This window comes from Robertmurraya sp. (assembly GCF_036676585.1).
Taxonomy (GTDB): domain Bacteria; phylum Bacillota; class Bacilli; order Bacillales; family Cytobacillaceae; genus Robertmurraya_A.
On sequence record NZ_JAKFCQ010000073.1, the window covers coordinates 16,892 to 40,721 of the forward strand.

At 39.0% G+C, this 23,830-nt stretch carries 18 protein-coding genes and 1 riboswitch; of the genes, 2 read left to right on the forward strand and 16 right to left on the reverse strand.

Annotation, left to right across the window (positions count from 1 at the left end):
• Positions 1-5: 5 nt before the first annotated feature.
• From ACGLXV_RS10315 to ACGLXV_RS10365, 11 genes are all read right to left on the reverse strand, one after another.
• Positions 6-1,001: a carbohydrate kinase family protein gene (locus ACGLXV_RS10315; protein ID WP_391558506.1), complete on the reverse strand. Its 996-nt coding sequence runs from the start codon at positions 999-1,001 to the stop codon at positions 6-8.
• A gap of 52 nt (positions 1,002-1,053) precedes the next feature.
• A complete protein-coding gene (locus ACGLXV_RS10320; RefSeq protein WP_391558507.1) occupies positions 1,054-2,535 on the reverse strand; it encodes a glycoside hydrolase family 32 protein in 1,482 nt (493 codons plus the stop codon).
• A 71-nt stretch (positions 2,536-2,606) separates the two neighbouring features.
• Complete coding sequence (locus ACGLXV_RS10325; RefSeq protein WP_391558508.1) at positions 2,607-4,211, reverse strand: ABC transporter substrate-binding protein; 1,605 nt, start codon at positions 4,209-4,211, stop codon at positions 2,607-2,609.
• A gap of 64 nt (positions 4,212-4,275) precedes the next feature.
• A complete protein-coding gene (locus tag ACGLXV_RS10330) occupies positions 4,276-5,157 on the reverse strand; it encodes a carbohydrate ABC transporter permease (RefSeq protein ID WP_391558509.1) in 882 nt (293 codons plus the stop codon).
• Positions 5,158-5,176: 19 nt separating this feature from the next.
• The gene (locus tag ACGLXV_RS10335) at positions 5,177-6,157 is read right to left on the reverse strand and encodes an ABC transporter permease (protein WP_119709935.1); all 981 of its coding nucleotides are present in this window, start codon (positions 6,155-6,157) and stop codon (positions 5,177-5,179) included.
• Between the two features lie 236 nt (positions 6,158-6,393).
• Entirely contained in the window at positions 6,394-7,719 is a 1,326-nt protein-coding gene (locus ACGLXV_RS10340) for an ABC transporter substrate-binding protein (protein ID WP_391558510.1), read from the reverse strand.
• Between the two features lie 4 nt (positions 7,720-7,723).
• Entirely contained in the window at positions 7,724-9,328 is a 1,605-nt protein-coding gene (locus tag ACGLXV_RS10345; protein ID WP_391558511.1) for a response regulator, read from the reverse strand.
• Positions 9,322-11,100 (reverse strand): cache domain-containing sensor histidine kinase, encoded by a 1,779-nt coding sequence (locus ACGLXV_RS10350; protein ID WP_391558512.1) that lies wholly within the window; start codon positions 11,098-11,100, stop codon positions 9,322-9,324. Before ACGLXV_RS10350 ends, ACGLXV_RS10345 begins: the two co-directional genes overlap by 7 nt.
• A gap of 455 nt (positions 11,101-11,555) precedes the next feature.
• Positions 11,556-12,017 (reverse strand): FixH family protein, encoded by a 462-nt coding sequence (locus ACGLXV_RS10355; RefSeq protein ID WP_391558513.1) that lies wholly within the window; start codon positions 12,015-12,017, stop codon positions 11,556-11,558.
• A gap of 19 nt (positions 12,018-12,036) precedes the next feature.
• Positions 12,037-13,404, reverse strand: coding sequence for a PepSY-associated TM helix domain-containing protein (locus ACGLXV_RS10360; RefSeq protein WP_391558514.1), 1,368 nt, complete (start codon positions 13,402-13,404; stop codon positions 12,037-12,039).
• A 128-nt stretch (positions 13,405-13,532) separates the two neighbouring features.
• Positions 13,533-14,312, reverse strand: a complete 780-nt coding sequence (locus ACGLXV_RS10365) for a Cof-type HAD-IIB family hydrolase (protein ID WP_391558515.1) — start codon at positions 14,310-14,312, stop codon at positions 13,533-13,535.
• 176 nt (positions 14,313-14,488) lie between these two features.
• Here ACGLXV_RS10365 and ACGLXV_RS10370 point away from each other — a divergent pair, with 176 nt between their 5' ends.
• A complete protein-coding gene (locus tag ACGLXV_RS10370) occupies positions 14,489-15,628 on the forward strand; it encodes a YibE/F family protein (RefSeq protein ID WP_391558516.1) in 1,140 nt (379 codons plus the stop codon).
• Positions 15,625-16,392, forward strand: coding sequence for a YibE/F family protein (locus ACGLXV_RS10375; protein WP_391558517.1), 768 nt, complete (start codon positions 15,625-15,627; stop codon positions 16,390-16,392). The genes ACGLXV_RS10370 and ACGLXV_RS10375 overlap by 4 nt, the downstream gene beginning before the upstream one ends.
• Before the next feature lie 620 nt (positions 16,393-17,012).
• On the opposite strand, the gene ACGLXV_RS10380 is transcribed toward ACGLXV_RS10375, so the two are convergent.
• The 5 genes from ACGLXV_RS10380 to ACGLXV_RS10400 form a co-directional block, all read right to left on the reverse strand.
• Positions 17,013-18,005: a galactan degradation operon transcriptional regulator GanR gene (locus ACGLXV_RS10380; RefSeq protein WP_391558518.1), complete on the reverse strand. Its 993-nt coding sequence runs from the start codon at positions 18,003-18,005 to the stop codon at positions 17,013-17,015.
• A 207-nt stretch (positions 18,006-18,212) separates the two neighbouring features.
• Positions 18,213-19,031, reverse strand: a complete 819-nt coding sequence (locus ACGLXV_RS10385) for a squalene/phytoene synthase family protein (RefSeq protein WP_391558519.1) — start codon at positions 19,029-19,031, stop codon at positions 18,213-18,215.
• A 405-nt stretch (positions 19,032-19,436) separates the two neighbouring features.
• Positions 19,437-20,438 (reverse strand): ABC transporter permease, encoded by a 1,002-nt coding sequence (locus tag ACGLXV_RS10390; protein WP_391558520.1) that lies wholly within the window; start codon positions 20,436-20,438, stop codon positions 19,437-19,439.
• A gap of 1 nt (position 20,439) precedes the next feature.
• Positions 20,440-21,942, reverse strand: a complete 1,503-nt coding sequence (locus ACGLXV_RS10395; protein ID WP_391558521.1) for a sugar ABC transporter ATP-binding protein — start codon at positions 21,940-21,942, stop codon at positions 20,440-20,442.
• Positions 21,943-22,198: 256 nt separating this feature from the next.
• A complete protein-coding gene (locus ACGLXV_RS10400) occupies positions 22,199-23,311 on the reverse strand; it encodes a sugar ABC transporter substrate-binding protein (RefSeq protein WP_391558522.1) in 1,113 nt (370 codons plus the stop codon).
• A gap of 181 nt (positions 23,312-23,492) precedes the next feature.
• Positions 23,493-23,600, reverse strand: a riboswitch (SAM riboswitch).
• Between the last annotated feature and the right edge of the window lie 230 nt (positions 23,601-23,830).

Here is a 23,830-nt window from a genome sequence, read left to right on the forward strand (position 1 = left end):
CTCTCTTACAAATAAATGAATTTTTTCTGGTTCTCATTAATCAAACCTTTCACTTCGTCCTCGGTCGGCAAAGCTGATATAGCTCCCACTTTCGTACAAACCAATGCACCAACGATGTTGCTGTAAGAAATCACTTTTTTTAATTGCTCAAAGTCTTCTAAAACAAGTGTAGGATTTTCAAAGATAGATAACTGGTAGAGAGTTGCTCCTACAAAAGCATCTCCCGCTCCTGTTGAATCAATGGAAGTGATTTTTATGCTAGGAACCATCTCACACCTCTGTCCATTGGAGATCAGTGTTCCCGCTGCCCCTAAGGTGACCGCCAAAACTTTCGCTCCCATTTGATGCAATACCGCAATTCCTTCCTTTACAGCGTCCATCCCTGAGAGGATTCTTAATTCTTCCTCACTCACTTTTACAAAGTCAGCGATAGACATTCCTTGCCTTGACCATTCTTTGAAATGATCCACTCTTCCTTTCCATAGCGATGACCTATAGTTTGGATCGAACGAGAGGAACTTTCCTCTTTCCTTAGCCTCCCTCATTAGGTTGATATACGTAGATCGAAATGGTTCATTTAATAGGGCAGTTGCGGAACCGAAGTGAAGAATTTGATTCATCATTATGCTCTCTTTATCCAATTCTTCCTCTGTTACAAACGCATCTGCTCCTCGGTTGAAAATAAAATCTCTTTCCCCATCTGCCTTTAAGGAAACAAATGCTTGCGTCGTTGGATGAGCCTGATCGAATAATAGTAAGGAGGTATCTACATGGCAATTCTCTAATGTTTGCTTTAAAAAATATCCAAACGGATCATTTCCAACCTTGCCAGAAAACTGTGCTTTTCCCCCTAACTTCACGATCGCTGCACAAACATTAGCCGGTGCCCCACCTGCCTGTTTTTCAAAATTTTTTCCGTCTATTAAATTCACATTCACATCTGTACAGAAAAAATCAATCAGTAATTCACCTATACAAAATACCGATGAATTGGTTGTCATTCATCATCAACCTGCCTTTTCAACATTCTCTAAATTTCGATTCAGGCTTCCATCATTTCTCCCAAATGGAGGAAAGCTCAGTAAGTACTAATGAAGAGATATTTGTGGTTCCATCTTTTGAAAAGATGACCATCTTGTTATATGGTTGATTCGGATAGACTAAGCTTGTGCAAACAGACTTTCCATCATTGGCAAATACCTCTATGGAAGATGTGTCTAGCCAAATTTGTAAGTGTATTTGGTTGTTCTCTGTTTTTACGACTGCTTCCTGTATCGCAGCAAATGAGTCAGAGAAATGATTGATTCCTGCATTCACCCTGTCAACGGTTAGCTTTTCATTTTCCGCATCATACCGAATGATAACTTTTTCTTGGATCGAATTTTCAAAGATGACACCAAAGGAAGTAGAATCTCTTTTTTCAAAGGAGATATTCACTTCCATTAAGCTACTAAGCAGATCACAATGAAATGGGGTGTTCGGTTCAAGGGAAACTTCTTGAATGACTTCACTCTCATTTCGTAATGTCTGAATCTCTGACACAACCTTTTGCACAACACGAACTCCCGCTTCAGTAGTGGTGAGGAAAAGTTCTCTAGGTAATGTCATCGCACTACGCCACCCCTCGGTTGGGAGTAAGTTTGCATACCGCCAATTGCTCATCCAGCCGATATAAATTCTTCTACCATCTCCCTCTGGTACATCCGACCAGCTCACCCCCGCATAATTATCTCTGCCAAAATCAAGCCAAAGAGTGGTATGATCACAATGTTCATTCACGAATGTCTTTCCATCAAATTGCCCAATGAAATATTGTGTTCGGGAACCTTCTGGAAAAGCTGGATTATCTCCAATGCTAACAAGCATCACCCATCGCTTATTGCTTTCGTCACCGTCTACAGGTAGTTCGAATAAATCTGGGCATTCCCACACTCCATCATGTGAACCTGCTTGATGGCCAAATTCACTAGCAAACTCCCACTCTATTAAATTAGAAGAAGTATAAAGGGTAACTGTTTGACCAGTCGCTAAAATCATCACCCATTTGTTGGACTCCGTGTGCCAAAATACTTTTGGATCTCGGTAATCAGTAATCTCCTCGTCTGAAAGTACGGGATTTCCTTCGTATTTTATCCATGTTCGTCCGTTATCTTTGCTGTATGCCAGGCTTTGGCGTTGTCTTGGTCTCTCAGAATCCGGATACGAATCATGGCTCGTATATATAGCTACTAATCCTGCTTTTCCATCAAAGAAGCCCGTCGTATCATTCCAATCGACCACTGCACTTCCAGAAAAAATCGTGCCATGCTCATCCGGATGCAACGCAATGGGAAGCTGCTCCCAATGAACCAAATCTTTACTCACTGCATGCCCCCAGTGCATCGGTCCCCAAGTAGTGCCAAATGGATGATGTTGATAGAACAAATGGTATTCTCCTTCAAAGAACACCATTCCATTTGGGTCATTCATCCACTTTTCTTCAGGGGAATAATGATATTGAGGTCGATGTTTTTCTTTGTATCGTGTTTTAATCATGCTTTTTCCGCTCCTTTTCTATAAGTAGAAGAAGGCTGTAAAAGGTTACAGCCTCACTCCTATTCAGCCCATTACTGATTTCTGTCATAACCTGCTTGCTTAATTTCTAGCCAATCTTGTAAGCCTAGTCGGTCAAGCTCTTTTAAGTAGCTATCCCATTCTTTTTCCACTTTTCCGTTTTGAATCCACTCTGCTCGTTTTCTCATTACGAAAGCAAACATATCCGTTTCAATCGCCGTTAAACGATCAAGGTCTTCAATTGAGAAGAACACTCTAGGATAAATATTTTCTGCTTGCATATGAGGAACCATAACGTCCTTCAACACACCTAATCTCCATGCAGCATCATCTGGCTTTGTTGTTACCGTACCGTAGTACTCATCTAGGATGGCCAACGGTCCACCAATATTTGTCTTTTGTCTTAACTCTACTGGTGCCGTACCTTCTAAAGGTAAGTGCTTTAGCATATTTGCCGCTTCGTCGTATTCAAAGATGTTCTGTTGCTTATCGTCTCCGTACGTTCCCCAGTTATTTTGTACAGACTGAATCGGATCGTACAGCTCATCAATCCACTTTGCTGTTAATTCAAGATTTTTATTGGAACTCGTAATAACCATTCTTCCGCGGTCAAAGCCCATACCATTTGTTCTTGCCACGTTCACATGCCCATCTGGACCAGCAAGTGGTTTCATAACATCGTATTTATCGTTCATACCCGTGATATTTGCCTTATCCCATGTGAAGTAAAGGCCGTAGCGATTGTCTTTTCCTTTGGCGATGTACGTATTCCAATCTTGCTCAAACGCCTCAATATCAATTAACCCTTCTGCGTATAATTCATTTAAAAATTTGATTCCTTCCTTATACCCTTCATCGGAAGCAGTGAAGGTAACCTTTCCATCATTCGTAACAACTGTATGATCCCAGTTCTCACCAAGGCCAAAAGATCCAAACAAGAAAGCTAAGTCTTCTCCACCTGGCTTATTAATAAATGACAACGGAATTTCATCCGCTTTTCCATTTCCATTCGGGTCCTGTGTTTTAAAAGCAATTAATACTTCCTTCAACTCTTCTGTTGTGGTTGGCATTTCTAGACCTAATTTATTTAGCCATTCAACGTTAATCCATGGAAGATCATCAACAGAGTGAATGCTTTCTTTTCCAGCTCCGAGCTCCTCGATCCATGGAAATGAATAGATATGACCATCTGGAGCCGTCATCATCGCTTTATACTCTGGTGCTGCCTCAAGAACCTTTTGCAGATTCGGCATATACTTTTCAATTAAGTCTTCAACCGGTACAATGGCACCGTCCTTTGCTAGTTTTAAAAGATCATAGTCTCCATACCCTGCATCAATGATGGCATCTGGTAAATCTCCACTCGCCATCGCAAGGTTTCTCTTTTCCACAAACACATCGGAAGTGTAGTTTTTCCACTTGATATTGACACCTGTTTCTTCTTCGAGACGTTGATAAATTAATTTTTCATTCGGATCCTTTGGAGCAAGCGGTGAGCTTTGTGTCATAAAGCTTAGTGTGACTTTTTCTTTAAGCGGGAAGCTCACATCCTTTAAGTTATACTCTTTCGATGCAGTTTCACTGCTTTTATTGCTGCAGCCAGAAGCTATTAGTAAAGCCGCTAAGGTGACGGCAGCAACCTTTTTTGCTTTTTTCATAAAATTGACCCTCCTAAAAAATTTTTTGTAAGCATTTTCATTATTCTTTATAGTTAGTGGCTCATTATTTTAATGAACCGACCATAACACCTTTTTCAAAGTACTTTTGGAAGAATGGATACATCACGATAAGCGGTAGACTCGAAATGACAATCGATGAGTATTTAATCATTTCTGACAGCTTTTTCAGCTCGGCCATTGCCAACTGATCACTAATCATTCCAGGATCTGTTGAGTTTTGGATCAAAATCGAACGTAATACGAGCTGCAATGGATGAAGGTTTGGATCATCCAAGTAAATCATCGCGTCAAAGTACGAGTTCCACTGTCCTACGAATGCATACATCGCTAATACGAAAATAATCGGTTTTGATAGTGGCAGTACAATTTTAAAGAAGATAAGTAAATCGGAAGCCCCATCTACCTTTGCTGCTTCATGCAGCTCGTAAGGAATACCCTTGAAATACGTTCTTGCGAGAATGATATTCCACACATTGATGGCACCGGGTAGGATAATCGCCCAAATCGTATTTAACATCCCTAAATCTTTCACAAGCAGATAGGTTGGTATTAATCCACCGCTAAAAAACATCGTAATGATAAACATCGTCATAAAGAAGTTTTTTCCGACAAACCCGTTAACTGAAAGTGGGTAGGCTGCAAACAGAGACACCACGACAGTAACAACCGCAAAGCCAACCGAATACAGAATCGAATTGATAAAGCCTTTTAGCATGGCATCATTTCCAAGGATGAGCTTATACCCCTTCAAACTCCAATCCGAGAGATTAAAAGAGATTCCTTTATTTAATAGAACGGTAGGATCCATAAATGAGGCTAGTACCACATACACTAAAGGAACCAATACGACTAATACTGCTAGGAAGAGAAAGATATTGTTTAAGGTTAATATCATCCGATCCATCCGCGTATACTTGATATTCATTGGTCTATCTCCTTTCTGATCAATATAATCCTTCGCCTTCGTTCAGCTTCTTCACGATATAGTTCACGACAACTAGCAGGATAACGTTAATGACTGAGTTAAATAGCCCAACTGCTGCTGAGTATGCATAGTCGCCTGCTTGTAAACCGACTTTGTAAACATAAGTCGGAAGAATTTCAGAGGTTGGCAGGTTCATTGATGTTTGCATCAGATACGCTTTTTCAAACCCGATCGCCATGATTCCACCTGCGCCTAAGATAAACGTCACAGCCATCAATGGCTTTAAGGTTGGCAAATCAATATGAAGCATTCTTTGTATAATATTGGCTCCATCCAGGGTAGCAGCATTATGCAATTCAGGATCCACATTCGCTAGAGCAGCTACATAAATAATGGATGACCATCCGGCCGCTTGCCAGATTCCAGATAGGATATAGATGCTTCTGAAGTAATCCGGGTCGGATAGGAACCCTATTGGCTCCCCTGTTAGCATCGTGACCACCTGATTGATGGGACCCGTTGGTGATAAAAAGATAAAAAGCATCCCAACGATAACAACGACAGAGATAAAGTTTGGTGCGTAGAGGACAAGCTGAACATTCTTTTTAATTGCTGCCCTTCGTACTTGATTCAACATTAGTGCAAGGATAATGGGTATTGGGAACCCAAGGATTAGCCCGTAAAAGCTGAGTTTCAATGTGCTCATAAAAATCGTTCCAAAGTTTGGTGAGGACAAAAACTTTGTAAAGTTTTCAAAACCGACCCATTCGCTCCCAAGTATTCCTTTGATCGTACTAAAATCCTTAAAGGCAATGATCGCACCGTACATAGGAATATATTTAAAAACGATAGTGAGAATAATAGCGGGCGCAATTAACAAATAGAGAAAATAGTTTTCTCGGATATAACGTAATTTCTTGCTTAGGTTCGTCACCCTTTTCTCCGCCTGATTCGGGATCGCAGCATCTTTGCCTGCTTCAGCTTTTATTAATTCCTGCATTCTCGTAACCTCCAATCTAGTTTTCTACTAAAGTTCTAAGAAAGTAAGGGGTTACATTTTCTATTGTTTATGACTTCCACCATACCCCTAGCTGTCTTTCTTGTTTTAACTATAACAGGATGAGGAAAGACGATATTTTGAGTTCTTTGGAATTCTATGTTTAAAATTTTCGGTACATGGAATCGTTTTCAAAAATAAAAAAATCCCCTAGCTTATATAGCTAGAGGATCCATCCTTTATGGTTTCTGAAATTCCTGTATTCCTGCATTAATCTTTTCGACAGCCTCTTTGGCGGAGGTATGAACATCTTTTCCTCCGATACCGATGTCTTCAAATAAAACTCTAATCGCATTGCTTACCACAGGATAGGCAGGAGTAACTGGACGGTTTTGCGAGTGCCTAAGCGTTTGCTCGATAAAAATATTTAAGGGATACTGATTAAGTTCCGGGATATCTTTTACTACCGAGTATCTTGCCGGCAAATCACTTGTAATCGTGACATATTTCTTCATTCCCTCATATCCAGTCACGTACTTAATAAACTTCCACGCTTCGTTCGGATATTTGGACTGCGATGAAATACCTAGCGCCCACCCTCCATTGGGAGCCACCTGGGACACCCCCTTCGGTAAAGGGGCCACGCCAAAATCCTCTCCAAGAGTAAAATTTGAATTTCTTTCAAATTCCTTAAGTGTCCACGATCCTAATACTGTCATCGCGAGCTTTCCTTTTATAAAGTCATCTGTTCCCATTTCCACTGAAGCGACCCCTTGCTTGTGATAGAAATCCTGGAATAATTGTAGAGCCTCTATTGCCTTCTCTGAATCCAAATATCCACTTGCTGTTGTTGCATCAGGACTTAACACATCGGCTCCAAACTGCCACAAGAAAGGCATTTTAAAGTAGGCAGGTGCTTCTCCTTCTCCAAATCCTTGGCCAGGATCAATTCCAACGATGCCTTTTTCAGCATTTGTTACTTTTTTGGCGATCTCAATCACTTCGTCCCAAGTTAATGGTTCATTTGGATTGGATGATGGGAAAGGAACCCCTGCCTCTTTCAGAACATGCTTATTATAAAATAGAGCAATGCTCGATTCTGCAATTGGGGCAAGATAAATTTGGTCATTATAACTTAGCCCTCTTAAAGTGGACGTTGGGAAGTCCCCAATACTCCCCTCACTTTTCATAAAATGATCAATAGATAAGAGCGATCCTGCATTGGCATAAAGAGCAAGTGTCGGACTATCTATCGCCATTATATCCGGAGGAGTGCCTGTTGCGATTTCTGTCCGGAGTCTCACTTCATAGTCGCTGTAAGGAATGGTTTTCATCTGAATTTTGATATCGGGATTCGCCTTTTCAAATGATGAAACTAGCTCTTCATAAGCTTTATTTTCTGCATCATTTCCTCTGTTTCTCCAAAACGTTAGCAGGGTTTTTTGTACAGCTTTTGGTTGTGTCTCTGCCTCTTCTTTACTATCTGGTTGAAAAAGGGAAAGAACAACTAACAACAGGCCAAAAAAGATAACGAAAGATAGAATGTAAGCTATCCTTTTTTTCATCTGTTCATATCCTTCCTAGTTTTTCTTCGTATGAATGACGAAAATCAACAGGTGTTTGCTGAAAATGCTTTTTAAAAACCGTACTAAAATATCCGGAGTTCGAATAACCAACCAAATTGGCAACATCAATAATCTTAAGCTGTTTGTCCTTCAAGAATTCCTTTGCTTTTTCCATTCTTACATTCAGGAGATAATCGCTGAAATTTTGCCCCACTTGATGTTTAAAGGTTTCTGACAAATGAGCGCTATTAATATGAAACATTTCTGATAGAAAGGTAAGAGAGATTTCATTTGCATAATGCTGATCCAAATACTGACGGACACCCTCAATAATCAATTTTCCATTAGAAAATCGGGCCGTTCTGACCTTTTCAATAATCAGTTGCCCTAACTCCATAAGCTGTTCAATCACTTTATGGAAGGAATTCAATTCCCAAATACTTTGCTGGCAACTCCACATCATGTTCTGAACGTCTCTTGTTTCCATATCATATTTACGGGCAGCTGATCCTAATAAAAATAATACCCGGTTCGAGAGGAAGGAGAAGGCCATAATGGACTGAGCTTCGTTTCTTCCTAAAAGATTCTCTAAGTTTTCCTTAAACAATCCAAAATTGGCCGTTTCGACCGCATTGATTAATTTTCTTTCCATATCTGACGAAAATTCATAATCGTCCTCCTGTAAATCGGACGCATCTATAATCTGAGAACGAGAACCTAATTGGCTCTTGCTCCAAGCTAATAAACTAGAAATATAGCCATTTTTCAGGTTAGCTACTCCCCCTACCACACTACCTAAGCCAATCACTGTTTCTAAATGAAGTAGATTTTGTACATTCTTCTGGATATCTTTAACTAGACTAGGAAGCGTATCATGTTCTTTATCTACAACCTGTAAAAAATGAATCATATTCGCATAACTAGGATCATAAAACGTATACAATCCCTTTTCACCATGTGCTATTTCTTTACACATCATTTGAAACGGGAGCCATAGTTCTTTTAAACGATATGCTTGTTCGTTTTTATCCCTGATTTCGACTGTTATAAAACGGAATTTTCTGCTTTCACTTGCCATGTCTTCCAAATGAAGTTGTCGAAGTCTTTCTTTTACCATCGATGACTCCGTCCACTCTTCCTTTACTAAATAAAGCAAATATTGTTCTTGCACTTCTTGGAGGCGGGTCATGGCTAGATGCCTCATTTGGGCTGCTTCCACCTGCTTTTTCTTCTCTTCTTCCGTTTCTTTACGAATTTTTCGTAATATGTCTTCTAGTTCATCTGGAGCAACAGGTTTTAATAAATAATCCTTTACTCCCTTCTGCATTGAACCTCTGACGTATTCAAAATCAGAGTACCCTGATAGTACAATCACTTTCACCTGTGGAAATTCTTCAAAGCAGCGTTGAGCAAATTCAAGACCATCCATAATAGGCATTCTCATATCAGTGATGACAAGGTCTGTTTTCATCGTTCGTAACCATTCTAATGCTTCTTTTCCATTAGATGCTTCTCCAATGATTTCAAACCCCTCTTCTTCCCAATCAATCTTCATCCGAAGCCCCATACGCACTTGCTTTTCGTCATCCGTGATGAGTACCTTTAACATCTCGGGTCACCTCCACTATACTTAATACGCAACTGGATTTTTGTCCCTATCCCTTTGGTAGAATCAATTTGGTAAGAAAAGTCCTCACCGTAATAAAGCTTTAAACGACCGAGTACATTTCTGAGACCAATACTCGTTCCCTTACTTTGTAGGACACTTGTTGATTTCTGTGTGTCTTCCTGATGAAGAAGATCTACTAACATATCATCCGACATTCCCACACCTTTATCTTCAACCAATAATAGTAATTGGTCATCAATCATTTTTGTTTGGATGAAGATATCAGCATAACTTTTCTCGCTAAAGCTGTATTTCACTGCATTTTCCACTAGTGGCTGGAGGATAAATTTAATGATTGGAAGGTGTTTGGCCAAGCTATCTTCCTCAATCGTAATAGAAATGGTGTCCACATATCTCATTTTTAAAATATTGGTGTAACTGCGAATATAACTCATTTCTTCCCCTAAAGTGACCACATCATTTTGAGTGTTTAGGGAGTACCTCATCATTCGTCCTAAATAAACGCTAACATTCATCACTTCTCTATTTTTCCCTTGAGCAGCCAAGCCACCAATGATTTCAAGTGTATTATTCATAAAATGAGGATTAATCTGTAGCAACAAGGCTTTGTATTCTGCATCTTTTCTCCGAATATTAGCCTCATATTCGGTCTCAATTCTATTTTTCAGCTGATCGACTGTATGTCCAAATACATTTACTAGATAACCAACTTCATTGTTTTGAGATTTAATCGTTGGCATAAACCGCTTAGCACCGGCAAAATCTCCTCTTTCGATAAATCCCATTGCTTTTGCCAGCTTCCCTAATGGACTAACAATATTGGACGCGAGCATATATGAGGCCAAAATGGTAAGTAAGAAAACGAATCCACTAATCGTAAGCATGCGATGGCGCAGATCATTCGCCTTTGAAAATAAGTCCGACTCGGTTACTTCGCTTAGTAAAATCCAACCACCAACAGATAATTTCTGATAAAACACGAAGTACGTTTCATTGTTCAACTTTACTTCTACCAATCCATTATTTTCTTTACTTTTATTGATTTTTATTAAGCTAGTCGATAGCACCTGTTTCGGTGTATGAATCTCCCCTGTTAAAACATTCTCTCCTCGTTTGTTTAACAAATAGGCATGTCCTTTTTGTCCAATCTTGTTTTTATTTAAAGCCGTCTCAAGCAATTCGGTTGGAAAATTCACCTTGATTATGCCGTATGACGCGAGTGTATTCATATCTATCAACGGCGATATATAACTATTAATATTCCCTGGAGTAGGTTGATAGGGATCTTTATGGGACGCGACAAACGAGTTTCCATCCCCCATATACTCCTTATACCAGTTTTCCTGCTTTAAAAGGGGGTTGTTTCCCCATGCACCTGTGCCATCATTGAGCATGACCCCGATGGACATTCCATTTGAGTTATTAACCGTCATTGAAGCAAGAAGACTCTTCATTTGATTCCTGATTAATAACCTTTGATTTTTCGTTACATCCGATGACACTTTATCTGTCTTCATCCACTGCAATGTCGTTGGATTGACGAGAATTTGTTTTCCTAAATCCTCCGCCTGAGTGGTAATCGATTGGATATATAACGAATATTGATCCATCATCTCCACAGTTAAATCCTGAGTCTGTTCTTCAATCACCGAAGAAAACCAACTTGGAACCAGGAAGGAGAAGATGACAAATGGGATAGTTAACAAACAAGTAAAAACCAAAAATAAACGATTACGTAATGAGAAAAACATTTCCCACCTCCTCATGCAAGAAAACCCTTACAGATACTTCTTATACCCAATTTAGCATATAGTGCTATTTTGGAACATAGAAACAGAAAATATAAAAACCTAATTTATATAAAATTACCGTCATGCATCCAATGAGGTTTTCTTGGATTTTTGAGTTAAATAGGATGTCTTGTCCTTAATCGAGTAACCAATAAGCGGAGGTTTTCCGGTTAGATGCAGAACGGAGCTCGTTTAGGGGTAAAATAAGGGGAGATTTTCCGCTTATGCAAAGAAAATCTCCCCTTTTTTACGTTTTTTGAGTCAATAGGCGGAATTCCTCCGTCTATTTATGCCATTTTTAGTCGTATTTGCTAATTAAGAGAAATTTCCCCGTCTATTTATCAGCTCGGGTGCATAACCTGATTCCCCAACAGATAAGGGCGAACCCTTTTCATCCTAGATGCGGGAATCGTATATTAATGATGGTGATCATGGATTTCTTCTTTTTCACGAACGTCTTTTTGTAAGTATTCTAGCTCACTCTTAGAAAGCTCACCAACAACTACCTGGACCTGTGGCATGATGATTGCGTCACCCTTACTTGCATGAATCTTTATATAATAAAGTCCGTCACGATCAAACGTTTTGTTTATTCCATATATTCCTTCTTCTAGTTTATCCGGTTGTTCAACCGTAGCCTGGATGGCGTCATCATGTTTCCACATTTCAAATTCAACTGAATCTACTTCTTCTACTTTTTTTCCATCTTGAGTAAGAATGACCTTGATTGGCACTGGTTCCTCACTCGTTATCGATTCAGGTAGAACAACTTCTACATGAAGGGGCTGTTCTTTCAAATATAACTCAGCCGCATCCTTTTTCAGGGAACAACCGCCAAGAAACAAACCGATCATTGTGATCAAAAATACTTTTTTCATAGTTATATCCCCCTTATTGCTACGCATGTAAAAATCTCTTCAAGAATGGGATTCTTTTAATCAATAACACATCCATCAGAAAAATGACGATCAGGGACAAACCAACCAAAGGAAATAGAATGCCCAAACCTACTAAAACGACTAAAAATAGCTTCATGTTTTTTATGCTAGTCGTTTTCGGTGCACCCATACTTTTTTTCGGCTTCCGCTTTAACCATAAATAAAATCCACTAACGGCAACAAGGATGATTCCTAAACAAATAAGAAGACTAGCCAACTGATTGATCAACCCAAATTGTGTTCCTTTATGCAAGGTAATCCCTAACGCAACAACTTGTCCGATGAAACCATAATGATCAAATCGATAGTCTGTTAACACAGCACCCGTATATTGATCAATATGCATGGTGATCTCATCCTCAGCTTTTGGTGGAAAAGCTGATAAAGTGTACACTCCTGTAGGTTCTTTTGGAAGAAATACCGTATAACTAGGATGTACTCCTTCACGGTTTGCAATCTGAACCACATCATCGATTGATAAGGGGATGAAACCTTGTACCTCTGAAACCGGTACATCTAATGTCTCAGCTGCCCAAGGAACCTCCGCGATATCTTTCGTAACGGTTGAGACAGGTGCATTTCCTACCCAAACAGAAGGGGGATAACCCGCGCCAGAATTGGTAGCGATCGTTTGAAATTGAGTTCCCCAAAAACCGGACCAAGGGAGCCCCGTCATCACCAAAAATAGCATCCCTGCCGTAATCCAAAAGGCAGGAACAACATGTAGGTCTCTAGCTAAAATACTTCTTCCTTTATTCCATCTCATATAAAGGACACCTGACATATTCAGCTTCTTCCTAGGAAGCCATAAATAAAGGCCTGTAACCATCAATACGATGGTCCAGCATGCAGCTAATTCTACTATTCTATCTCCCATTGTTCCCATCATTAATTCGCCGTGAAATTCCTCTATTTTATCCATGATGCGATCTTCACTATTTAATTCACCTATGGATTTTCCCGTATACGGATCAACAAAGACGGTTATTGATTGATCATTTACTGTGAGACCCACCTCGCTCGAACGTGTAGCATTTTCTCCCGGGCGATATTTAGTTATCACTGCGTTAGGGTAAAGCTTCTTTACTTCTTCTATCTGTTGGGATGCTGGTATTTTTTCACCTTGTGGCGTAACCTCGAATAAATCTTGATATAGCACTTGTTCTATCTGTGGCTTAAATAAATAGATAGAACCCGTAACGGCAAGGATAATTAAAAAAGGCGCAACAATAATTCCCGCATAGAAATGCCATCTCCACACGGCTCGATAAAGAGATGATTTTTGTTGTGCATCTGATTTAGATGTAGTGTTGATAACCGTTTCCACTTATATATCTCCTTCTTGAACAATGTCATTTTCAATACCGTCACTAAGTTTACCGTTCAATTGTGATATAAGTATGAAATTTATAAAAAAAAGAGATAGAATCTACACAGATTCTATCCCTTTTACTCCTATAAAAGCCCCACCATTTTTAGTCCGTGGAGGATTCCATCTTCTTCAACTGACTTGGTAACGAATTGGGCCACTTCTTTTACTTGTTCCTCTCCATTTCCCATGGCCACGCTGTTTTTCACTGTAGAGAGCATCTCCAAATCATTGAGTCCATCACCAAAAGCATATTGGCTTTCAACTGGAAATCCAAGCGCATCTACGATTTTTTGGATCCCCCTTGCTTTCGATCCACCCTTTGGCACGATATCTAAGGAAACAGGATGCCATCGAACAAAATCAAACGCATCATACTGCTCCGCGTATTGCTTTTCCTCCCCTTCTGTACAGAAAAGTAGAGTTTGATATAATTCACGACCTTTGTAATAATGAGGATCATGCGTAGGGAAACGATCAATTTTTAACGTATCGATGCTTTGTTTAATATAGTCATGCTCTGGTACGTTCGCTCTCATATCTTCATGATCCATAAACACAACGGGATGATCATTTTCAAGAGCAGCAGCTGTTAATTTTTCGAGTGACTCAATATGTAATGGATTCGTATGTAAGACGTTTCCATTTAACACAACATACTGACCGTTATAGCTTACGTATGTATGAATGTCCAACTCTTGTCTTAAATCTTCAAACATAAAAGGAGCTCTTCCTGTAGCAATCGCTACCTCATGACCTAGCTCTTTCAATGTGAAAATCGCTTCTTTTGTTGAAGCAGGTAACTCTTTGTTATGGGTAAGTAAGGTTCCGTCGATATCAAAAAAAATCACACTACGATTTGTCATTAACTCTCCAACTTTCCATGGTAGATTATTGTTCTATTTTATCAGGTTGTCATGTTTTTACAAAAATTAATTTACCAAAGCCTATAGAGAGGATTACTTGACGTAACTCTAACATTCTTGTTATTTTTAGGCCATTGTTTTACACTGAATCCATTCCGATAGTTGGAGGTTTATTCTTGAATCTTATACTTAACCTATTAAAAAAACTGACTTACAAACAAATAGTGATGTACGTGATACTAGCTCTTTGTTTTGTAGCCTCTGTTATTTTTGTGAATAACAATTATTCATTCTATGAACGCCCCATAGCGAAAGTCCTCAAGACCACGCTAGTAGATACCACCAAAGTAACTGACTTGCATAATAATGAAGATCAACTTTACACACAACAAATTATAGCAGAATTAAAAAATGGAGATAAAAAGGGAGAGCATATCCATTTAACTAATGAATATTCCTCTTCAGGAGCGTATGACCAAGAATATCAAGTTGGAAATGAACTGTTTGTTTGGATGGATACAAATACTGATGAAGATGGAGAATTAACGGGAAGCATCAAAAATGTAAAACGCGATAAATACTTGCTAATCGTAGCATGGATGTTTATCTTTACTTTGCTTATCGTCGGGAAAAAGCAAGGGTTGTTTTCGATTGTCAGTTTAGCAGTCAATGCTGTTCTCCTCTCGTATGCCTTAGATATGTATGTAAAAACATCAGCCATCAGCTTGTTAGTCGCTTGCAGTATCAGTGCGATCTTATTTACTGCTATCTCCCTGTTACTCGTTAACGGTTTTAATGAGAAAACCTATGCAGCCATCATAGCAACACTTCTAGCAACCTTTGTTTCTCTACTCATTGCATATCTAGTCCTGTGGCTAACTTCTGAAGAAGGCCTTCGTTACGAAGAAATGCAGTTCCTAACTCGGCCTCCTCAAACCGTATTTATGGCGGGAGTATTAGTAGGATCTCTAGGTGCTGTGATGGATGTTGCCATTACTATGTCGTCTTCTATCTTTGGGTTGTACGAAAAAAATAACCATATATCTATAAAAGCTCTTACAACTTCTGGCATGGAAATTGGGAAAGATGTGATGGGAACGATGACCAATATATTGTTCTTTGCGTATATAAGTGGTTCTATCCCGATGCTTATTTTATATATGAAAAACGGTTCTCCACTAGGATACACCCTTTCCATGAATCTTTCTCTGGAATTAGCTCGGGCCCTAGCTGGTGGAATCGGAATTGTGTTAACGATTCCGATCGGTCTGTATATATCGATCTTTTTTGTAAATCGAAAGAGGGCAAAATCATGAATGCATTATTCTGTCTAGCAGCGATTTTATTTATATTAATGGTACTGATTGGCGGAAAAAAAGGAGCTAAGTCTTTTATTGCCTTATTTTTGAACTTTGCTGTCCTCCTGTTGACCATCCTTATCATGACAGATCCAAACGCAAACCCAATTATTTTAACCTTAATTGCCTGTACCATCATTAGTTGTATTAATTTCTTTTTTATCAATGAAGTAAACAATAAAACCATCACTGCCTTTGTTTCTACCATCATCACCCTGGCCATATTGCTATTTTTCATTGTGATTGTCACTGAAAAATCAATGATTCAAGGATTTGGAGAAGAAGAAACAGAAGAACTCAGCATGTTCTCTCTGTATTTAGGAGTCGACTTTGTAAAAATTGGCGCGGCCATGATCATTATGAGTACGATTGGAGCTATTATCGATGTGGCCATTTCCATCGCTTCTCCTATGCGCGAGCTCTACAATCATAATCAGCAGGTTAGTAGGAAGGATTTATTTTCATTTGGAATCAGTATTGGCAGAGATATATTAGGAACCAATACAAATACATTGTTTTTTGCCTTCTTTGGCGGATACTTAGCTATGCTTATTTGGTTTAAAGACCTATCTTACTCACTAGGAGACATTGTCAATTCAAAAATATTCAGTTCCGAAATGATTAACATCCTTTGTGCTGGAATAGGCGTAGCCTTGATTATTCCGATTACTTCCTGGATCACTGCTTACTATTTGGATAAAACAAGAGATAAATCTCATTAAAAAAAGGGCTTTGTGTGTTCATAGTGAACTGTACACAAGCCCTTCTTCTTTATATCAAAAAAAGATTGCCAAAAGGCTCCCGTATCATCCAATCGGACTACATAAGGCTATTTCTTTCTAGTTTTGTCCGAATAATACCCAGATTCGGAATACCAAGTGCTAATTCCTTCTAGTCCTGTCCGAATAATACCCGGATTCGGACTACCAAGTGCTAATTCCTTCTAGTCCTGTCCGAATAATAACTGGATTCGGACTACCAAGTGCTAATTCCTTCTAGTCCTGTCCGAATAATACCTGGATTCGGACTACCAAGTGCTAATTCCTTCAAGTTCTGTTCGAATAACCCTTGATCAGACAATCAACAGGCAATCAACCTAATGACTAGATGGCATATCAGCGATTTTTTCTTAATCACGACCGGGTGCTTTTGTTGATAGGTAGAAACCTTATTCCTTTATTTTGGCACAATTAATAAAAAAATGGCGTGCTAAAACTGAAAACAATTTACACGCCATTTTCTATGTTATTTAACTGTAATGCACCTCAAAACGGAACGCTTCTGTTTATTACAGAAACGCTTTTACTAGAAAATTAATTAATATTTTACTAATAATCAATGATTATTCCGTGCTTTTTCTAACCACTAGTTCAGAACCAAGGTATAGTGTTTTAACAATTTTGCGCTTTTCTACCACTCTTTCAAGCAATAACTGTACTGCATTTTTACATAACTCCATTAAATCAATATGAAAAGTCGTAAGTGGTGGAGAAACATACTTTGCGATACTAATATTATTTATGCTAATGAGGTTGACTCGTCCTGGAATCGCAATTCCATACTCATTTAAGGCCTGTAAACAACCAACCGCGATCGGATCAGCAGCTATATAAAAAGCAGTAGGTAATTCATCTCCCAATGTATCAATGGCATTCCTCATAAGATTGTACCCATTATCCACAGAAAAGCCTCTCCGGCAGAATACATATTGATCATTCAACTGACCCTTCTCAGCCATATAGGCACGAAATGTTCTCTCTCGGATGTCCATTTCTTCAAGCCCTGTATTAGGATTATGATACGTGCCTCCAATGAAGCCGATTCTGCTATGCCCCTTGTCAACAAAGAAATCCACTGCTCTTTTCGTCATTTCAGAAAGGTCCGGCCTAACGGAATCATAATGAACAGGGTCTGGTGTCGTATCAATAAAAACTCCATTTGGGGTAATGCTTCTGAGACGAGTTAATTCTTTCTCTGTAAAAGAACCCACCGCTATAAAACCCTTGATATTATCAGGGATTTTGGCTATTCCATCTGCGATTTTGTATGTCGTAAGCTCCACATTAAACTTCTTCGCCCACTTTTCTATTTCAAGCCTCATCGTTTTAAAGTAAACGTCTTCGAGCTCCTCTTGATCTGTTAGCCAATACAAAAAGGCTATATTATTTACTAACTGCCGAACCGTTTTTCTTCTATAGTTAAGCTTCTCAGCTACATCATATATTTTCTCCCGTGTTTCATCTGGTACAGAAAGGCTCTCATCATTATTCAACACACGGGAAACGGTAGAAATCGAAAAACCCGCCTGTTCTGCAATATCTTTAATTGTTGCCATTGTCAATTACCTCCAATTATCCATACCAATATTATACGATTCAACCACCACCCTAACAAGTAAATTTTTTTACTAATTAGAGGGAAAAATTTTTATTTGGAAATTAACTCGTATTTTTTGATAATAGGAGTATGGAAATGGCATTATTTCATAAAAAAAAGGAGTTAATCCTTTGGACCAACCCCCACAGCTGTGGTTACTCTTATGTTATTTTACTTGCACTTCTGCAACAGTTTGTTCTACCTCAGCACGTGTTATTTTTTCACGTCCTTCTTTCAATGCTGTTAAGGTTTTATATGCTAGAGCAAGTGGTAGACGGCAGAATAATAAAATATTTCGCTTATTGAGAGACTTTATATATTCATCTGCTTTTGCTAAGTTTTCATCCGCATATTCAATTAGCTCCTTACGAGTCCAACCATCGGGTACAAAACTTACACCACGTTCGTCTGAATCTTCCTTCTCATTACGTAAAATGTTTACAGCCTGAAGCCCACGACCATAACCGATGGCAAGTTCACTGTCTGTTTTTACACCGGCACAGTACTCCCAAAGGTTTGAGAGCATTACTCCAACAAGTCCTGCAACGTAGTATGTATAGTCATCTAAATCTTCACGGGTACGGATTTTCCAGTTTGCTTTTGCCCATTTTGCCATACCAAATGCCATTTCACAGGCAGCGTTCATAACAAATGGTAGAGTATCCTTTGGACAAGCTTGTAGCCATTCTTCTAAACGAAGTGTAACCTCAGGCATTCCATCTTTTGTCGGCCCAAGAATCCGCAAATATTTTTCGTTATCAAATGGCTGTTTAAATAGATCACTTACTTGCATTAAGATACTGTATTTTACATCATTGTCTATTTCTACATGATCTTCAATTTCATCAATTGCTCGAAATACTAAATAAGCAGATGCAACCGTATATTTTAACTCCTTTTGTAAAAAGGTAATCGGAATATAAAATGTACGGCTTGTTTCTTTTAGTACAGATATTGCATCTTTTGGAAAAGTCTTTTCGTTCATTTTATAAATTTCCTCCATCTTTGAATGCTGCCTTTATTTTAAGCAACATGTTTTATTACAAGACCTTAGATAGTTTGTTTAGTTAATTTAAGTCTGCCCTACTTTTTTCCAGGTGGTATAACAAGGTGTAATAGAGCTTACACACTTTATCTCACTCTTTTAATTTAACTATAGTCAAATTATTCAATAATGGGATATAATTCACCTGCAAAAAATCAAAAATTACTCCATTGTCAACTTCACTTTCTTAATTTTACCATTTCCATCTAGTAACTTTTAAGACTAAATATATATTTTATGTTATGTGGAAAATATCCTTTACAACAAATCTGGGCCTTTGTTATAAGAAGGTGTTTGCGAATAAAAAATAGACCTATCCACATCGAATAGGCCCTCTTCAACTAACTATTTTTGTTTATAATATGTGATTGCCAGTGCAAATGCTAAGACCGTTCCCTTTACGATGTCCATTGCGTAGTAAGGAACGGACATCATCACGAGGCCGTTTGCTAAAATCCCGATTAACACTGCACCTACGAAGGTTCCGAATGCATTTGGTTTACCCGCACCTAAAACGGAAAATCCGATAAAAGCAGCTGCTACAGAATCCATTAAGTAAGGTGCACCTGAGTTGATTTCAGATGTCATAACCCTTGAAGCTAAGACAATCCCGCCTATTGCTGCAAAAAGCGCCGAAAGCAGGTAGGCTGCCACTTTGTATTTATTTACCGGTATTCCTGATAGTCTTGCTGCTTCCTTATTTCCCCCGATCACATACATGTATCTTCCGTGTTTTGTATACGTTAAAAAGATATGGACCACTACAACGACAACAACCATGATCAGAATAATCCACGGAACCTGACCGATTTTCGAAAAAAACGGACTAATAAGACCTTCTGCCATGGTCCCATCAGGCATCACCATATTTTGCGAAACGGTTGCTCCCTTTGTATAAGTCAATGCTGTTCCTTGAATAACGAACATCGTCGCAAGCGTCATTAACATATCAGGAATCCGCATTTTAACAATCATAATGGAATTCAATATCCCTACAATTAATGCTGCAGCTATTGCCGAAATAATGGCTACAAAGGTATTTTGAGAAAACCAGACGAACATGGAAATAACGATGGCGTTCGATAAGGATGCCACCGATCCAACTGAAAGATCGAAGCCATCAACAGTTAAACTAATTGTAATTCCGATTGCAATGATGGTTACAATTGAGATAGAACGCAGGATATTTACAATATTATTTCCCTGGATAAAAGCTGGATTGGCCAACGAAAATATGATAATGAGTGCAATGATCGTAATAATCGTTCCATATTTATAAAAAAATTGGAAAAGATCAAATGACGTTTTTGCCGGGGTCTGTTTCTTTGCTGTTATGTTTGCCTCCATCTTACCTGCCCCCTGTTGAATAGAATAATAGTTCCTCTTCATTTGTTGAGTTTGTTTCAAGTTCCTTCACTGACTTTCCATCATAAAGAACATAGACCCGATTAGTAATTCCCATGATCTCGGATAACTCAGATGATGCATAAATAATAGCCTTTCCGCGGCTTGCCAACTCAGCAATAAGGTTAAAAATGTCCTTTTTTGCTCCAACGTCTACACCTTTGGTCGGCTCATCAAAGATATAGACATCAGCCTCGGCTACCAACCACTTGCCAATTGCAACCTTTTGTTGGTTACCGCCAGAAAGATTTTGAACCTTTGTTTCTTCAGACGGTGTCTTTATTCCCAGACGGTTGATCATTGCTTTTGCAACTAACTTTTCTTTTTTGCGATCCAGAAAGCTCAATTCTTTTGAAAAACGTCCTAAATTCACTACGGATAAATTTGATTCTACCGATTCATAAACAAGAATGCCTTCTTTTCGGCGTTCTTCAGGGACCAAGGCAAGTCCATTCTTAACAGCTTCATACGGATTTTTTACGCTTACCTTTTTTCCGTTAACCTTGACTTCTCCTGCTATTAATTTGCCTTCAGCCCCGAACAGGGCTTTACAGAACTCCGTCTTACCGGCACCTACAAGCCCGGCGATTCCCACAATCTCTCCTGCTCTAACTTTCATGCTGAAATCTTTAATCTTCTCTCTATCCGTAAGTCCTTTTACCTCAAGAACTGTATTTCCAATGGTCATGGATTTTTCAGGAAACTGTTCACCGAGTTTTTGACCAAGCATATGCTCCACTACTTTGTTTTGGTTGGTATCCGAAATTCTCTGTTTCTCGACTACTTCCCCATTTCTCATAATCGTAATGTCATCACAAATCTCAAAAATCTCTGGAAGTCGATGCGATATAAAAATAATTCCAACATCACGTCTCTTTAATTCTTGTACTATACGAAATAATTCATTTGTTTCTGTATGACTAAGAGGTGCCGTCGGCTCATCCAAGATGAGGAATTTACATTCTTTCGACACTGCTCTGGCGATTAAAACCATTTGCTTTTCTGCCAATGTCAATTCACTTACTAGTTTTTTAGTAGGAAGAGACAAATTCATTTCCGCTAGGATGGTGGCCGCTTTCACATGCAGGCTTTTCCAATTGAACCATTGCTTCTTTCCCATGTTATGTACCGTGTCCATTAACATGATATTTTCAGCAACCGTTAAATAGGGGATAAGAGCTGTATCCACTTCCTGATATACAAGTTGAATTCCTGAATCCATGGCACTTTTTGGGGAACGAATGGTCATAGGCTGTCCATTCATTGTGATTTCACCAGTATAGTGGTCATATGCCCCTGAAAGAACCTTCATTAGCGTTGATTTCCCAGCACCGTTGGCTCCGATTAAGGCATGAGTTTTCCCACTTTCAACCGAAAAGTCCACCTCATTTAATGCTTTTACACCCGGAAATTCAATTGAGACATTCTTCATCTCTAAAGTGGTCATGATGTCACCGTCCTTTCAAAGAAAAGCGCAAGCGCCCGTTAAGTGACGTATGGACTGGAGCGCTCTGACTGAGATAAAGGAAACACGGAGAGCGTGAGCGATCCGATGTTGACTTATCATAGGGAGGAGAGCGAAGTACACTAGTCGCTGGGCGCTGGAGCTAGACACTGTTCAAAGTTCAATATTTTATTTATACTTTCTTCAAAGAAACACTCTCTTTATCTTGTGAAAAAGAGAGTGTCTATCAATAAGTCCCTTACTTCTTATAGTGTTCCTTCAGCGTCTTCATCCAGTCTTCTTCAAATTCCGTCGATTGGCCCCATCCTTCAATGATTTCAGTTAGATTGACCATATTAACAGGATCTTTTGACTTTTGAAGGTCTTCTTGAGAGATTAGTGAAGCTTCCAAATCATAAGTTTGTGGTGTTTCCTCGCCTGCTAATTTCTTCGCAAGTATTCTCATATTTACTGCACCAATCAACTTAGGATCAACAGCTGCCGTATATCTCCAAGCGCTGCCTTCTCTTTGGATTTCCTGCAAATCAGCATTAGAAACATCAATTCCATAGATTTTAACTTCTTCTCTGCCAGCTTCTTTTAACGCGCGTGCTGCACCGATGGCAAAAGCATCCCATGTTGCAAAAATCGCATCAAGTTCACCCTTAGGGTATTTATTCAACATCGCGGCAACGGCATTTTGGGTTTGAACACTAGTATCAGCTGCTGCTATCCCAAAGCGCTCCACTTCTTTAATTCCAGGGTTTTTCGCTAAAACATCTTCATAAACTTTATTTCGTCTAACCATCGGTGGGAATCCGTCCACCCATAGGTATGCAATATTGGCTTCCCCTTTTGTTTCTTTTACTAATTGGTCCAATGATAGAGTAGCTAACGCTTCATCATCTTGTGATACAAGAGTAACACCGTCAACACTAGTTAAATTTGCATTCGAGTCAAATGCGACTACGCTTTTTCCTGCGTCAACAATTTTCTGTATGTCATTAACGGTAGCATCATCATCACCGTGAGAAATAATAAATCCATCATAATCTTGATTTAACGCTTGGTTAATCGCATCATGAAATTTCGCTGTATCTCCATTTGCAGTAAATACATCCACTTGGAAACCGAATGCTTCACCTTCTTGTTTCGCACCAGCTAAGAATTGTGCTGTGTGATCGTCCCCACCAATTTTACGAATAACTTTGATTTTCGGCTGGTCTCCATTTGCAAAGCGTTCAGGTACACCTTCAATCGGTGTGTTCGATCCTGTTGCTTCCTTTGTTTCTCCCCCTGATGCACAGCCTGTAAGCAAAAGTGTTGCAGCGATTGCTGATACAAATGTACTTCTTAAAAAGTTCCTCTTCATGTTTTTTTCTCCCCTTTTTGTTTTCTATGCCTTCTTACCAACGTTGCTCTTAGGAGAGTTTTTTTATTTGGCTTTTAAAATTTGACTAGAGAGTAAATCAATAGCCCAGTTTAACACAGCCTAAAATATAAAAAACCTCTCCAGAAAAGAGAGGTTTCATCACAAAATAAGGACTACTCCTCTCTTATCTCTCAAAACAATTTCTTGTTTTGCAGGATTTAGCACCAATTCCATACGGAACGGTTGCTGGGCGTCATCGGGCCAGTCCCTCTGCCACTCTTGATAAGAGAACGTATTTATTCATTTACTTTGGTAAAGTATTAAACTTAATTTAATATTCTATTAACAAATTGTCAATAGTATTTTCAAAATATTATTAATAGAGATATTTTTCCAAAGACAGCCAGATATAACATCTGCCCATGTGTTAAGTTCATCAAAAGCCCCCACTATACTCAAATAAAGATTCTCACCGTCTACGACGAATTGGTGAACTATAGCGAAATTGAAAGCTATAAT

Bases quoted from the DNA above. Each gene is read 5' to 3' on its own strand.
- ACGLXV_RS10400 (WP_391558522.1), bottom strand. From the start codon at position 23,311: ATGAAGAGGAACTTTTTAAGAAGTACATTTGTATCAGCAATCGCTGCA.
- ACGLXV_RS10395 (WP_391558521.1), bottom strand. From the start codon at position 21,942: ATGACCACTTTAGAGATGAAGAATGTCTCAATTGAATTTCCGGGTGTA.
- ACGLXV_RS10350 (WP_391558512.1), bottom strand. From the start codon at position 11,100: ATGTTTTTCTCATTACGTAATCGTTTATTTTTGGTTTTTACTTGTTTG.
- ACGLXV_RS10315 (WP_391558506.1), bottom strand. From the start codon at position 1,001: ATGACAACCAATTCATCGGTATTTTGTATAGGTGAATTACTGATTGAT.
- ACGLXV_RS10340 (WP_391558510.1), bottom strand. From the start codon at position 7,719: ATGAAAAAAAGGATAGCTTACATTCTATCTTTCGTTATCTTTTTTGGC.
- ACGLXV_RS10355 (WP_391558513.1), bottom strand. From the start codon at position 12,017: ATGAAAAAAGTATTTTTGATCACAATGATCGGTTTGTTTCTTGGCGGT.
- ACGLXV_RS10330 (WP_391558509.1), bottom strand. From the start codon at position 5,157: ATGAATATCAAGTATACGCGGATGGATCGGATGATATTAACCTTAAAC.
- ACGLXV_RS10380 (WP_391558518.1), bottom strand. From the start codon at position 18,005: ATGGCAACAATTAAAGATATTGCAGAACAGGCGGGTTTTTCGATTTCT.
- ACGLXV_RS10335 (WP_119709935.1), bottom strand. From the start codon at position 6,157: ATGCAGGAATTAATAAAAGCTGAAGCAGGCAAAGATGCTGCGATCCCG.
- ACGLXV_RS10375 (WP_391558517.1), top strand. From the start codon at position 15,625: ATGAATGCATTATTCTGTCTAGCAGCGATTTTATTTATATTAATGGTA.
- ACGLXV_RS10390 (WP_391558520.1), bottom strand. From the start codon at position 20,438: ATGGAGGCAAACATAACAGCAAAGAAACAGACCCCGGCAAAAACGTCA.
- ACGLXV_RS10385 (WP_391558519.1), bottom strand. From the start codon at position 19,031: ATGAACGAAAAGACTTTTCCAAAAGATGCAATATCTGTACTAAAAGAA.
- ACGLXV_RS10365 (WP_391558515.1), bottom strand. From the start codon at position 14,312: ATGACAAATCGTAGTGTGATTTTTTTTGATATCGACGGAACCTTACTT.
- ACGLXV_RS10345 (WP_391558511.1), bottom strand. From the start codon at position 9,328: ATGTTAAAGGTACTCATCACGGATGACGAAAAGCAAGTGCGTATGGGG.
- ACGLXV_RS10325 (WP_391558508.1), bottom strand. From the start codon at position 4,211: ATGAAAAAAGCAAAAAAGGTTGCTGCCGTCACCTTAGCGGCTTTACTA.
- ACGLXV_RS10320 (WP_391558507.1), bottom strand. From the start codon at position 2,535: ATGATTAAAACACGATACAAAGAAAAACATCGACCTCAATATCATTAT.